This is a genomic window from Polynucleobacter difficilis (genome assembly GCF_003065365.1).
GTDB lineage: Bacteria > Pseudomonadota > Gammaproteobacteria > Burkholderiales > Burkholderiaceae > Polynucleobacter > Polynucleobacter difficilis.
Map to the genome: position 1 here is coordinate 436,977 of NZ_CP023276.1, position 13,935 is coordinate 450,911.

Here is a 13,935-nt window from a genome sequence, read left to right on the forward strand (position 1 = left end):
GGGCGCGACCCTAGGCCTATGAATGCTGCAATGCATTAATACGATCAAATGCACCTCATTTGAGCCTGGATATGGCGTTTTAATAGGCAGTAATTCAGTCGATACCAAAACAACAAACTCAGTTTATTTATAATTAAATCAATGACTTAAGTAAATGAAAGTGAATTTCATCAGAAGAATGCTGAATTGGTCTAAACAGTTCCCGAAATCAAGCCGTTATGTGTTTTACAGGGGAACGAAACAAAGTTGGATGCTCCCTTAACAGTTCAACTAAGGAGATTTACATGAGTACAGTAATTAACACCAACTTGGCTTCTCTGTATGCCCAAAACAATTTAAGCAATGCACAAAATAACCTAGCGCAATCAGTGCAACGTTTGTCTTCAGGTTTGCGTATCAACAACGCCAAAGACGATGCGGCTGGTTTGGCAATTAGCCAGAACATGCAAGCTCAAATTAACGGCGTTGATCAATCACGTAGAAATTTGAATGATGCAGTAAATTTAATGCAAGTTGCCGAGACATCGTTAACTACAATTCAGGATATGTTGTTGCGTATTAAACAATTAGCCACCCAAGGCTATGATGGTTCGCAATCTACCGCCCAAAGAACTAATCTTGTTGATGAATTAGTGCAGTTAAATACTGAAATAAACAATACTGCAATACGTTCAAAGTTTAACGGTAATAGTTTAATTTCTAACAGTAACACTATAGATACTACGGGTACTATTAAAAATGCTACAACTTTTGGCGGTATGACCATATCCCAAATGAACGTGGCAGGCGCTGTCGCGGGCGGGACTTATAATGCTACATATGACACAGCTTCAAATATTTTGACACTTACTAACGGTACTAACGTAGGCTCTGTTACGCTTGTAGATACAGCTGCTAACTCAAGTCAAGTGATTTCATTTGCCAATCTCGGAATTAGTTTTCTTGCAACGAATAATACTGGCGCATCAATTGATGCAGATACCCTTGGTGCTACTGCTGGTGGATTGGGAGGTGACACCCTTAAAGTAACTGCTGGAACGGCTGCAGTTACTTTTCAAGCAGGAGCTGATGTTCAGGCTGAAAATTTGATTACGTACACAACTATGAACGTACTAACAAATGGCTCTGGAGTTGATTCTCAGATGCAAAACTTAGGCACCCAGATTACTGCGATGGCTGCAGGCGCTGCAACTTATACAAGTGCTCAGTGGGCTACCGCCTTCAATACTCTTGGTGGGTATGTTGATACTGCAAATAATTATATTTCTGACAAAAGATCTAGTATTGGAGCCTTGACAAATAGAGTTGGCTACATCATGACCAATCTTGAGTCTCAAAGTACGAACCTCAAGGCTTCCAAATCGGCAATCCTTGATACAGACTTCGCCGCAGAAACTGCAAAGCTGACTAAGGGTCAGATCATGCAACAAGCAGCAACAGCGATGTTGGCGCAGGCAAACCAGATGCCAAACGTAGTTCTATCATTGTTGAAGTAATTAGTATAGGATTAATGCAAAGTCTGGAGCAATTCAGTCTTTGCATTTTGTGATTTCAGAAGGAGAGACATATGAGTCAAGTCGCCGCATTAAATAATTCCCCTGCTGCTTCAGGTGCGGGAGTAATGCCTACGGCTACTTCTGTGCCTGACCGCGCCCCTACTAAGCAAGTTCGTTCTGATGCCGAAGTAGTGGCCGTAGCTGCTAGTACAGAGATTAAGCCGTCAAACGTAGCTGAATCCTCGGCTCCCACGCGCGAAGTGGTAGCTAAAGCCGCCGAACAAATTCAGAGTTTCGTAAGTTCCATGGGCCGTAATTTGGATTTTTCTGTGGATAGCACAACGGGATACCATGTGGTTCGGGTAACAAACCCAGAAACAGGCGAAGTAGTTCGTCAGTTGCCGACCGAGGAGTTAATCCGAATTGCTCGGAGCTTTGAGCAGCTAAACGCGGCTTTAGTGCATCAGCGAGCCTAGTTCCGCAAATATGTGCCAATTAACAGATTGGCACATATTTTGCATGTCCTTGGTACTAATTTAATAGTTTACATGGACTTAGGCAGATAAAATGGCAGTCAGTAGCGCAACCTCAACCTCCAATATCGACGTAGCTGCCATTGTCGAGCAGTTGATGACGGTTGAAAATCGTCCTCTAGATGTTCTAAAAGCGAAAATTACCCAGCAAAATACCGTCATCAGCGATTTAGGCGTTATTAAGGGTAAGGTTAGTACATTCCAAGAAGCACTTCGGGCCTTTCAGGACCCCACTACATTTAACAGCGTATCAGCAAGTAGCACGAATGCTGCAGTGGTTGGGGTGCTTGCCTCAAATGGCGCCATTAAAGGCAACTATTCTCTCAGTGTGAATGCGGTGGCACTTGCCACGAAAGCAACCGTTAGCGGATATGCTTCAGCAATAACATTAGCCGGCATTGATGCGGACGCTGGTTTTGCTATCACCATTGGATCTACAACCTACAACACTAAGGGTACGCCGGCCGGAACAGCGGTCATTGGAGCAAATCCAACGGTCACTGATCTGAAGAGTTGGATCAATGCATTAGGTGAGGATGTTAGTGCAAGTGTGGTTCAAACAACTGCGAATCAATATTCATTGATGATTCAGGGAACAAAGACTGGAATCGATAACGCTGTAACGTATACGGGTCTCACATCCCCTGGAACAGTCTCTACTATTGCCGCGCAAGATGCAAGTTTTAGTATTGATGGCATTGCCTTCACCAGAAGTACCAATTCCGTCAGCGATGTTTTAAATGGCGTTACTTTGAATCTAGTGAAGGCTTCGGATACTGCCCAGACGATTTCGATTACTAAGGGCGCAGATGTTTCAAGTGCTGCAATTAATACTTTAATTAAAGCCTATAACGATTTAATGAGCAGTTATAAAGAAATGACTGCAAATTCAAGTAACTCATCAAAGCCAGGGACATTTGCAAACTCCCCGACCGCTTTATCGTTTATTAATCAGATTAAAGCCTCTTTTGCTAAAGGTATTAGCTATACCGAAGGCGGCGCATTAAAGACCATGAGTCTCAGCACGCTGGGAATTGATTTGCAGTTAGATGGCACCGCAAAATTTAACTCAACAAACTATGCTACTGCCAGTGCAAATGGGTTGCAAGACGTTTTAGCATTGGGCGTTGCTGCTGGGTATATCGATAGCAGTAATAATCTCAATACATTCTTAACTGCCCAAGTAAAAACCGGCGGCATCCTAGATTTGCAAATTCAGTCAGAAAATAATTCAGTTCGTAATTTGACCAAGCGTCAAGACGATTTGCAGACACGCCTCGTTTCGGTTCAGAATAATTTGATTTCGCAATACTCTGCACTCAATGCCTTGCTCTTTCAGTTAAACAATACCAGCACCGCATTGACTAGTGCTTTAGATGCACTGACTAATAGTCAGAGCAATAATTAATTTTTGAGAAAGTGATCGGTATCCCTATGGTATCTAAATCTGCACGGGCATATGCCGCCACCGATACCTTAACTGGCGTACACGGATCGGATCCAGGCCAGCTGATTGTGCTGGTCTATGAGCGCACATTCGATCACCTGAAGTTAGCAAAAAAGGCACTTGAATCTGGTGACTACGGTATTGAGCCTTTCACCAAAGCGCACGATTTGATTCAGCAAGGGTTGCTGGCCTGCCTGGATTACAAAACTGGCGGCGATGTTGCTCAAAGTTTAGGTGCTATTTATGAGTGGTCTTTGCGTGAGATTCTGAATGCCCGTCTGACTAAGTCGCCCCAGAAAGTACAAGAGGTTTTAGATGTTTTGGCACCCCTGTATGAGGCATGGTTAGCCTTGGCGCCTAAAGAGTCGATTCCTGCCTTGCGCCTTGTTCAGGGATCTGGTGAAACCGCATCGCGCGCAGTTAATTATTAAATAACCTCTCTTTTGTCGGTGTTTGGTTTTTTGCTAGTAAGGCATTAAAGTAATAAGACCTTTTACTTAAAGAGGATTGAGTATGGCCATACCAATTCCCTCGAATTCACCCATTAGTCCGATGGTCGATCACCAGCGGAATGATCTGATTGTTCCTCCCGCAGCCCCCGCTGTCATAGAAAGCCTCGGCTCCATTGATCCCCGAGTGGCATTGAGGATGGCTTTACCAGTAGTCAATAATCCGAATAGTGCACGCTTGCAAGATGTACTGCAAAACGCAGCTGGCCGATTTGGAGTCAGTGTTGCCTCCGAACCGAGTGTTGATCAGGCAGTACTGTTGCAGCTTTCCTCTATGACGGGTGACTTGGCTGAGGCAGCTGGCAATCCCAATCAAGCTCGGACAATCAGTTTACTGTCGCAAAGCCTGGCGCGCATGGATACCTTGGGCGGCGCAGCCTTAGGGCAACTGCTCTCCGATATCTTGGCAGTAGAGGTGCCTGAGTTAGGTAAGTCGGTCGTGACCGATGCCAAGGGGGCGCTTGCGCAAAATGCCGCAGTGAATTGGCCCGGCACTACCAATACAAATCCTCTAGTCAATGCAGCAGACCCCAAATTAGCAATGACGGTCTTGTATCAAAACTTACAGAGCTCCGGAATGTTTGCGGCTGATCAATTGCGGCGCTTACTTTTTCCTGCTAGTGAAGATGATGGCAAGCCTTTAGTTACTGCTGGTAGTGTGGAGGCTGAGAGTGCAGCGCTCCTTGGGCAGATTGCGACAGACTCTGCTGTGGTGAAGGATTCAGTCAAGTTGTTATTGCGCGGTGATCTTTTATGGCAAGGGCAGCTGATGCCCAATGTGCAAGGACGTTTGTATCGCGAAGATGCTTGGGAAGCCGATCCAGAGCAGCCGGGGCAATTGCAAAAAGGCAGCCGCATTACGATGGAAGTGAACTTGCCTAACTTAGGCCCATTCAAAGTAGTCGGTACTCAGTTTGGTGATAACGTCCACGTCGCCATTGAAGGTGCTCCCGAAGCGCAAAGCACATTGGCAAGTTCATTTGCCAGCTTGCTAGAACAAATGCGAACCCAGGTTGATCCGGATGCGAAGGTTAGCCTCAAGGGCGGAGGCACTTTTGGCACTTGATAAGAAAACCCGCAAAGCCGTAGCTCTTGCTTATGAAATCAATAGTGCTGCGCCGCGCATTACTGGACAAGGTGAAGGCTTTGTAGCCGATGCAATCTTGGCCAAAGCCAAGGAAATGGGCATACCCACACGAACCGAGCCGGAGCTAGTGGAGTTCTTAATGCAACTCAAACTCAATGAACTGGTGCCACCCAAACTCTATGCCGCTGTAGCAGAAGTGCTGGCGTGGGCCTATGAGACTGATGGCAAGGTGATACCTAAGCCAGAGAATATCGCCGACAGATAGAGTTAATTTGACTTGCCGAGCAGAAAACTAATCTCCGCAAAAAATGCGGAGATTAAGCTGCGTATTCACCGCAAATGCAATTATTCACCGCATTTTTTGCGGTGAATAGACCATCTGGGCACAAAAAAGCCCAGATCAACTGGGCCTTGGCTTAATACGGTGTTGCTTGTAGTTCAGGCGATTACACCTGGAGGTTGGTCACTTCTTTGTAGGCGTCAACCAAGCGATTGCGAACGGCAATCATGCCTTGAAGGGATAAATTGGCTTTTTGCAAGGAAACGATGACATCTTCTAAGGAGGTGTCGGATGCCCCAAGCGTAAAGGACTGAGCCTTGGCTTGCGCGCTATTTTGAGCGGTATTGACGTTCTCAATGGCGTTCTTGAGCACGGCTGAGAAATCAACCCGATTCGGATCTTGGCTGTCGGTAGTTACAGGCTTGCCGCTGGCTGCAGCAGCTAAAGCCTGCATCCGGGTAACCATGGAATCTACGTTCGGTGTGTTCATGTATCTAATTATCTAACAAAATCAATCAATAAGGAAGCCAGCTTCTTTATAAGACTTCAGCTTGTAGCGCAGTGCTCTAGCGGATATTCCTAATATTTCTACGGCTTTTGTTCTATTTCCATTTACTTCTGCCAACACCTTGAGAATGTGCTCTCGCTCAACTGACCCAATGTCTTGGCCTATTTCACCCTTTATTGATGCAATTTCTGTGCCATTTTGAGGCATTGCGCTGCTCAAATCCTGATTTATTGGCTCTTTTGGGCGGTGGTCTGCGAGACCAGGGTGGGTTAGCTGGGAATCGTCTAGCTCTAAATCTTCCGCATAAATTTGGTCCCCATCGGCCAATAAAACCGCCCGCTGAATGATGTTTTCCAGTTCCCGAACATTGCCAGGCCAAGGGTACTTTTGGAGCAGTGCTTTCGCGGCGGTACTGAGTGTCAGCGATTCGCGACCGATGTTCATGCTGTAGCGCTTCAAAAAAAACTCGGCCAAGGGAATAATGTCGAGCGGACGATTGCGTAATTCCAGAACATGGATAGGGAAGACGTTTAAGCGAAAGTACAGATCCTCGCGAAACTTGCCTGCCTTGACTTGCTCTTGCAGATTTAAATTAGTGGCTGCAATGATGCGCACATCTGCCTGAATGGAATCGGTTGAGCCAATGCGCTCAATCATTTTGTCTTGCAAGACGCGCAATAGTTTGGCTTGCAGTGGCGCTGGCATTTCGCCGATCTCATCTAAAAAGAGGGTGCCTTTGTGGGCTTGCTCAAACTTACCAGCTTGGGATTTGGTTGCACCAGTAAACGAGCCTTTTTCATGACCAAACAAAATGGATTCCAGCAAGGTCTCTGGAATAGCAGCACAATTAATCGCTACATAAGGTCCTTTGGCACGCTTGGACGTTTTATGAATGTGATGCGCAATTACCTCTTTACCAGCACCCGATTCACCGGTGACTAAAACACTGGTGTCGGTCGCTGCCACGCGCTCGCAGCGCGTGAAGGTGGCAATGCTTTGGGGATCGACGGCAATCACGCTATGTTCGACGGAGCGAATTTGCGAACCCGTTTCCTTGGCTTTAGGAGCAGTTTCTACCGATGCAATTGCTTCGTTGGAGTTTGCTTTTGGCGCTTCGGGTGGGTGATAACGAGAAATAATTTCAATTAACTGCTGCGGCACAAACGGTTTGATCAAGAAGTCCCTTGCCCCTGCCTTGAGCGCCTCTACTGCGAGCTTGGTATCGGCAAATGCGGTCATGATGACAACCGGTAAATCGGGGCACTGGGTTTGCGCAATCTTTAAAAGATCGAGGCCAGTCATGCCTGGCAGCTTAAAGTCCGTGACTAACACCGTATTGAGTCCAGGGCGCAAGAGGGGTACCACGGTCTCTGCCCGCTGATGCGTGACAAAGTCAATGTGCTTCATGCGCAGCGTGACGGCAATGGCTTCCCGGAGGTCTTCATCGTCCTCAACCAAAATTACCGGAAAACGTGCATCGATGGATTCATTCATTTCAGTAAGCCGCTTATGCGTATTTAAGATTGGGTGATAGGTAGGGTGATTTTGAAAACGGCACCCTCGTGGGTGTTGTGAACGCCAATGCTTCCGCGGTGCGCATCGAAGGTATTTTTAGCAATCGATAAGCCCAGGCCCGTGCCATTGGCGCTGGTGGTAGAAAATGGCTCAAATAAAGAATCAATCATGGTGCTGGCAATACCGGGGCCTTGATCTGCAATCGTGATGATGAGCTTCTTGGATTCCGTTGTTGCACTGAGTAAGACGGTATCGCCGGCTTTCGAAACAGCGAGTGCATTTTCAAGAATCGCAACCAAAGCATTGGGGATGGACTTGGGCTCTACCAGCAACATCACCGTATCGGGAATAGCGCAATCAATGGAGAGGGTGACTCCTTGGGTTTCAAAGAGCGCCTGAATACTGGCTTGTGCTTCTTCAATCAGTTGCTTGGCCGAAGTGAGTACTGTTTTATTGGGACGATTGGAAATAAATCGCAACATGTCTTGCGAGAGTTTTTCAAGGTCCATTAACTGCTTACGTAGACGCAAGGCAAATTCTTTGGCCATCTCAGGCTGCACTTCATCGTCGCAAAGGTGCGACGAGTAGAGCAGGGCGGTAGCAAGCGGTGTACGGAACTGATGCGCAATGCCTGCGGCCATCTTGCCCATCGCGGTGAGGCGGTTCTCGCGCTGGGTTTCTTGGTGAAGTGCAATGTTGGCGGTAATGTCTTGAATCTGAATAAAACTACGGGTGCCTTCATCAATGCGAATGACTTGCACCATTTTTTGCGGTGAATTAGGGTCTTCTGGGCCGCCGATCACGTACTCACCGGGGGCGATCGAGGCTTGCCACTCGTTTGGCAAGGCAAATTGCTGGCCCTTGCTAAGGCTAGGTAAAAAATGCAATACGGCCGGGTTATGGAGCAACACAATGTTGTTTTCCAGCAGGATCACCCCAGCCGGAATCGCATTTAACAAGATGCCAAGCCGTTGATTGGATTGCTGGAGCTCGGAACTCAGCTGGTTGATTTTGTCCTGGAGGTCCGCTTGCTGGGCCTCGAGTTTTTGGGACTCCGCATAAAAAATGGCAAACGCCTCTTCCAGGTGCTTTGCAGCCAGGGCGGGATCATGCTCCACGTTTACGGTAGCAGCGGGCTTGGTCAATGTGTATCGATGCCTATCAATGCATAGTTCATGGCTTGCGTTTACGCATACGCAAGGCGGCAATTTTTGCCTCATTCAAGGCATAGAATATCAATATTTAGGGAAAAATGGCAAAAATGTTCTATATTTAGTGCTATAGTTCTAAAATAACATTGCCTGATTTGACGGAATCGACCCATTGAGCGAAGAAGCAAAGCCCGGATTACAGGAAAGCGCAAAGGATGCAGCAGTAGTCAATATTGGCTCTAAGGCTGCCTCCCAAGCTACTCCAGGAGCTGTCCCATTCACGGGCAAGGTGAAACTCCCCTCAAAATTAGGTGAATTGCAGCAGCGCTTTGGCGCCCTCAATCTCCAGCAACGCCTCATTGTTACCGCAGCACTTTTTTTGTTTATCTCGGTGCTGATTTTTGTTTCGGTTTCTGGCCGCAGCAAAGACGATTACCGCGTTCTTTTCTCCAGCGTCAATGAGCGCGATGGAGCTGCGATCGTAGCTGCCCTGCAACAGATGAATGTGCCTTACAAATTCACTGAAGGCGGCGCTGCAATTTTGGTTCCTGAATCTTCGGTGTATGAAACCCGTTTGCGCCTTGCTGGACAAGGGTTGCCGAAAGCAGGCAACGTTGGTTTTGAACTCCTTGAAAACCAAAAATTGGGTACCAGCCAGTTTGTTGAGCAAGTTAATTATCAGCGCGCCCTTGAAGGTGAATTGGCGCGCAGCATTAGTTCATTAGCCCAAGTGAAATCAGCCAGAGTGATGCTGGCCATTCCGAAGCAAACTGCGTTTATGCGTGAGCAAGAAAAGCCCACGGCTTCCGTAGTGATTACGATGCATCCAGGTCGCTTCCTCGATTCACAACAAGTTGCCGCCATTACGAATCTGATTGGTTCTTCTGTGCCGAATTTAGGCCCGGCCAATGTGACGATTGTGGATGCTGAAGGAAGCTTGTTGGCGCCCAACGCACAGCGTCTAATGGGCCTCGACAGTACCCAATTAAAGTACGTAGCAGAGTTAGAGGGCGCGTTATCCAAACGGGTTCAGGCGATTCTTGAGCCGATCACCGGTAAAGAGAATATCCGGGCGCAGGTTACAGTCGACATGGACTTTGGTGAAGTGCAGCGCACCGAAGAAACCTTTGGTCGCAACTCGCCACCCAATCAATCTTCGATTCGCAGCCAGCAAACCAATGAAGCAGCATCGCCTGGATCTGCCGCGGCGGGTGTGCCCGGCGCCCTGACCAACCAGCCACCCGGCGCCGCGCAGGCTCCTATTAATGCTCCAGGCGGAGCGGCCGCCAATACCGGACCGCAGAACCTCAATGCACCTCCAAGCAGCTCTGGCGGAACGGCCACTAACCTCAAAAGGGATGCCACGATCAACTATGAATTGGATCGCGCCATTCAGAGCATTAAGTCCCAAAAAGGTCAGGTTAGAAGGATTTCCGCTGGTGTCGTTGTGAACTTCAAGCAACCTCCTGGGGTCGATAAGGAAGGCAATCCACTCAAGCCAGTTCCGTACAGCGCCAAAGAGTTAGAGCAGATTAATAATTTAGCCCGCGATGCGGTTGGGTTTAATGAGCGCCGTGGCGATAGCGTCAGTGTTGCCAACATTCCATTTAAGATCGAGGCTGACCTAGAGCCTCCTTTTTATAAGCAGGCTGGCGTTATTGAGCTCAGTAAAGAGTTCTTTAAGTTCGCTATTATTTTGGGTTCCTTGGCGATTATTTTCTTTGGCGTAGTGAAGCCATTGCTCTTTCCTAAGAAAATGGATGAGGCTTTGGAAGAGCAGCGCATCGAAGAAGAGTTTGATGAGAAAATCAAAGCCGAGATGGCTCAGATGGATCCAAAGGCGCGCGAGAAACGCCGCATGGAAATGGAGCTGCTCAAAGAGCGTCAGCGGATTGCTGAAGAGGAAGAGCGTGCTCATCTTGAAGCGGAGCGTGCCAAATTGGAAGAAGAGCGTAAACGTGCGGATGAAGGAAAAAAACAAGAGTACGAAGAGTTACTCAAGTACGCACAGGAATTCGTGGAAGAGAACCCCAAGGTGGTTTCTTCTATATTTAAAGAGTGGTTAGCTGACGATGCCAGCAAGACAAATACTGCGAATGCCGCTGCGGCCGCTGCTGCTTGAGATAAAGGGTAAATACGATGCCGGATGAAGTAGCCGCCCCCAAACAGCTCTCGATTGCTGAAGCCCTCAAGGAAGGTGTTAAGGCAGCAACTCAATCTGGCAATCTGACTTTTGACGAGCTGGATGGTGCTTCGCGTGCCGCCGTGGTCTTGTTGGCGGTTGGCGCTGAATCGGCAGCAAATGTCTTGCGCCAAATGACCCCATTTGAAGTGCAGCGCCTTTCCGGAAAAATGGCGGTGGTGCGTTCCTTAAGTCGCGATTTGGTTTTGCAAGTGCTGCGCCAATTTAAAGAAGTCACTGAAAATAATTCGCAAGTAGCGTTTGATACCGACTCCTTCATGCAGAACATGCTGACCAAAGCCATGGGCGCAGAAGGCGCTTCTGACTTGCTAGGTCGCCTTGAATCCACGCTGGACATGTCTGGTATTGAAACGCTCAAGCGGATGGAATCCGATGTTCTCTACGAGATGATCAAAAATGAACATCCGCAAATTATTGCTACCGTGATGGTGTTCTTAGATCCATCGCAGGCAGCATCGGTACTGAAGTTATTTGGTGATGACTTGCGTAACGAGTTGATTCTTCGCATTGCTTTGCTTGAGAAGGTACAGCCGGCCGCTTTGAAGGAGTTGAACGAGGTGATGTCGCGCTCTGCAGGACCCGATGCGGATTTCCGCAGAAGTACCGTGGGCGGCGTGGTACCGACCGCAGAAATTCTCAATATGCTTTCGGGCGGCTTGGACAAAGAGGCGCTCAATACAATTCGCAATTTCAATGTGGAATTGGCCGATGCGATTCAAGAGAAGATGTTCGTCTTCGAGGATTTCAACGAAATCGAAGATCGTTCGCTGCAAACCCTGTTGTTAGAAGTTCCACAAGACACCTTAATCGTTGCATTGAAAGGCGCAAGTCCAAAGCTGCGCGAAAAGCTGTTCAAGAATATGGCAAAGCGTGCTGCCGACGGTGTTCGCGAAGATCTGGAAACCAGGCCACCCGTCAAAGTACAAGAAGTCGAAGAGATGCAAAAAGAAGTTATTCGCATTGCCCGCGCCTTGTCCGATGAAGGTCGCATGATCATGGAAAGGGGCAAGTCAGCCGATGCCTTCCTCTGATGAGGACTCCTTGCTGACGAGGTGGGAGCCGCCCTCTTTCGATCCGCCAAAGCCCCCTAAGCCACCCAAGGTTGCGCCCATTTATTACCCAACGGTGGAAGAGGTAGAGGCGATTCGGGAAGGTGCTTATAAAGAAGCCTATGAGTTGGGTTCGAACCAAGGCTTTGTGGAAGGCAGAGATGCCGGCTACAAAGAAGGCAAAGAAGCCGGTTACCGTGAAGGCTACAAGCAAGGCTATGTAGAAGCGGATGAAGAAACCAAGCGCCTGCAAGATGCTTTAGGCCGCTTGCTGGAGGCGCTCACCGGCATGCCCGAAGCGATTGCTGAGCCTTTAACCCAATTGAGTTTTGAAATCGCCTCACGCCTCACAGCAAATGCATCGATGGAGCGCGCTCCCTTTGTTGCCGCAGTTCAAGAGGCACTCATGCGCTTGCCCCGCCCAGGTGAAAATTTATACCTGCGTTTACGGGCAGAAGAAGTGGAGTCCTGGAAAAAGATTGTGGATGATCCGGGCCTCCCATTTAACTGCACTATTTTGGTCGATGCGGACGTGCGTCCAGGGCATGCTTATGTTGAAGTCAGCGGCGCCCGAATCGACGTTGGCCAAGAGGCCCGCCTTGCACTCGTCCGCCATGCCTTGGGCTTAGACGCTATTGCAGAGATAGACAGCACAGCCGATGCAATGCCACAGAGTGACACGCAGCTGCTCGGCAATGCGCCCAGCGAACCTCCTGCATTGGATCCAGATCCGCCTGCGGATGAACTGGATCCTCCTCCGGCAGAAAAAGAGTGAGCCATCTACTGCCTGCTCAATTGGCAGATCAGCTGGAGGCGCGCCGGCAGCATTTAGCAGTGGCTCCGCGTTCCATTCGGGAAGGCAAGCTCAAACGGGTTTCGGGCATCGTGCTCGAAGTTGAGGGCTTGCCTATGAGCATTGGTACTGGCGCAACCATTTTGTCTGAGCTTGGCGGTAAAACCTACGATGCGGAGTGCATTGGTTTTAATGGCGCCATTACGTATTTGATGCCGATCGATACCATGGAGGGCATCTCTCCGGGCGCGCTCGTCTATCCGGCAAACACGCCATTTAATTCGGGTTCGGGCTATACCTCTAGTAGCGTTGGCGAGCCTCTGCCCATTGGTGAGAACCTGCTCGGGCGCGTAGTCGATGGCTTAGGTCGTCCGATTGATGGAAAAGGATATGGTGAAAAACAGTTTTCGCCATTCATTCAGAGAACCCTAAACCCACTGGACCGAACACCGATCCACGAACCTTTGGATGTCGGCATCCAAGCGATTAATGGTTTGCTAACGGTTGGCCGTGGGCAGCGGGTTGGCATTTTTGCAGGATCGGGCGTGGGCAAAAGTGTTTTGCTCGGCATGCTGGCGCGCAATTGCGTGGCGGATGTGATTGTGATTGGTTTGGTTGGCGAACGCGGTCGCGAGGTGCGTGAGTTTTGTGAGGACACGCTTGGACCAGAATCATTTAAGCGTGCGGTGGTGGTTGCTGCTCCTGCAGATGCCTCACCCTTAGCGCGTTCAAAAGGTGCTTCGTATGCCACCGATGTGGCCATCTGGTTTAGAGATCAAGGCAAGCACGTCGTTTTAATTGTGGATTCCTTAACCCGCTACGCTATGGCCTTGCGGGAGATTGGCCTGAGCTTAGGGGAGGCGCCTGTCGCTAGAGGGTATCCGCCCAGCGTATTTGCGCGGATGCCAGAACTGGTGGAGCGGGTTGGTAATGGCGCAAACCCAGACGGTTCGATTACGGCGTTTTATACCGTCTTGCTCGAAGGCGATGACACCAATGACCCGGTGGCGGATACCGCACGGGGTATTTTGGATGGGCATTTTTTCTTATCGCGTGAATTGGCCGACAGTGGCCACTACCCCGCAGTGGATGTGGAGAAGTCGATTTCTCGGGTGATGCCCAAAGTGGTTTCTAAAGAACATCTTTTGTCTGCACGGCGTTTAAAGCAACTTTACAGTCGCTACATGCGGGGGCGTGATTTGGTTTCGATGGGCGCGTATATCGCGGGAACCGATCCGGATTTAGATGCTGCACTGCAAGCATGGCCTCACATTCAGGCGTTTTTACAGCAAGATGCCGAACAAGCCATTCCAATAGACGAAACGGAAAAGCGCCTGTTCGAGATTGCTCCCCCAGTGGTGTAA

At 48.9% G+C, this 13,935-nt stretch carries 13 protein-coding genes; 10 read left to right on the plus strand and 3 right to left on the minus strand.

Annotated features, from left to right (window positions below; all coding sequences use genetic code 11):
- The first annotated feature begins 284 nt into the window (after positions 1–284).
- The 6 genes from AOC34_RS02305 to AOC34_RS02330 all read left to right on the plus strand — a co-directional run bounded on the left by AOC34_RS02305 (position 285) and on the right by AOC34_RS02330 (position 5,337).
- Positions 285–1,496 (plus strand): flagellin N-terminal helical domain-containing protein, encoded by a 1,212-nt coding sequence (locus AOC34_RS02305; RefSeq protein WP_159074789.1) that lies wholly within the window; start codon positions 285–287, stop codon positions 1,494–1,496.
- Between the two features lie 71 nt (positions 1,497–1,567).
- Entirely contained in the window at positions 1,568–1,972 is a 405-nt protein-coding gene (locus AOC34_RS02310) for a flagellar protein FlaG (RefSeq protein WP_108468592.1), read from the plus strand.
- A 91-nt stretch (positions 1,973–2,063) separates the two neighbouring features.
- Positions 2,064–3,437 (plus strand): flagellar filament capping protein FliD, encoded by a 1,374-nt coding sequence (fliD, locus tag AOC34_RS02315; protein WP_108468593.1) that lies wholly within the window; start codon positions 2,064–2,066, stop codon positions 3,435–3,437.
- A gap of 26 nt (positions 3,438–3,463) precedes the next feature.
- Positions 3,464–3,907: a flagellar export chaperone FliS gene (fliS, locus tag AOC34_RS02320; protein WP_108468594.1), complete on the plus strand. Its 444-nt coding sequence runs from the start codon at positions 3,464–3,466 to the stop codon at positions 3,905–3,907.
- Between the two features lie 82 nt (positions 3,908–3,989).
- On the plus strand, positions 3,990–5,051 hold the full coding sequence (locus tag AOC34_RS02325) for a hypothetical protein (protein WP_159074790.1): 1,062 nt from the start codon (positions 3,990–3,992) through the stop codon (positions 5,049–5,051).
- Positions 5,041–5,337: an EscU/YscU/HrcU family type III secretion system export apparatus switch protein gene (locus tag AOC34_RS02330; RefSeq protein WP_234408134.1), complete on the plus strand. Its 297-nt coding sequence runs from the start codon at positions 5,041–5,043 to the stop codon at positions 5,335–5,337. Before AOC34_RS02325 ends, AOC34_RS02330 begins: the two co-directional genes overlap by 11 nt.
- A gap of 181 nt (positions 5,338–5,518) precedes the next feature.
- Here AOC34_RS02330 and fliE read toward each other — a convergent pair whose 3' ends face one another.
- The 3 genes from fliE to AOC34_RS02345 are packed head-to-tail and all read right to left on the minus strand — an operon-like array spanning position 5,519 to position 8,520.
- Positions 5,519–5,842, minus strand: a complete 324-nt coding sequence (gene fliE, locus AOC34_RS02335; RefSeq protein WP_108468597.1) for a flagellar hook-basal body complex protein FliE — start codon at positions 5,840–5,842, stop codon at positions 5,519–5,521.
- Between the two features lie 21 nt (positions 5,843–5,863).
- Positions 5,864–7,354 (minus strand): sigma-54-dependent transcriptional regulator, encoded by a 1,491-nt coding sequence (locus AOC34_RS02340; RefSeq protein WP_108468598.1) that lies wholly within the window; start codon positions 7,352–7,354, stop codon positions 5,864–5,866.
- Between the two features lie 23 nt (positions 7,355–7,377).
- Positions 7,378–8,520 (minus strand): sensor histidine kinase, encoded by a 1,143-nt coding sequence (locus AOC34_RS02345; protein ID WP_159074791.1) that lies wholly within the window; start codon positions 8,518–8,520, stop codon positions 7,378–7,380.
- A gap of 178 nt (positions 8,521–8,698) precedes the next feature.
- Between AOC34_RS02345 and fliF the strand changes: the two genes are divergently transcribed.
- From fliF to AOC34_RS02365, 4 genes are read left to right on the plus strand one after another with little or no spacing between them, the layout of a single operon-like run.
- Positions 8,699–10,648 (plus strand): flagellar basal-body MS-ring/collar protein FliF, encoded by a 1,950-nt coding sequence (gene fliF / locus AOC34_RS02350; RefSeq protein ID WP_159074792.1) that lies wholly within the window; start codon positions 8,699–8,701, stop codon positions 10,646–10,648.
- Positions 10,649–10,665: 17 nt separating this feature from the next.
- Entirely contained in the window at positions 10,666–11,760 is a 1,095-nt protein-coding gene (fliG, locus tag AOC34_RS02355) for a flagellar motor switch protein FliG (RefSeq protein WP_108468601.1), read from the plus strand.
- Complete coding sequence (locus tag AOC34_RS02360) at positions 11,747–12,553, plus strand: FliH/SctL family protein (protein WP_108468602.1); 807 nt, start codon at positions 11,747–11,749, stop codon at positions 12,551–12,553. The genes fliG and AOC34_RS02360 overlap by 14 nt, the downstream gene beginning before the upstream one ends.
- A complete protein-coding gene (locus AOC34_RS02365; RefSeq protein WP_199908311.1) occupies positions 12,550–13,935 on the plus strand; it encodes a FliI/YscN family ATPase in 1,386 nt (461 codons plus the stop codon). Before AOC34_RS02360 ends, AOC34_RS02365 begins: the two co-directional genes overlap by 4 nt.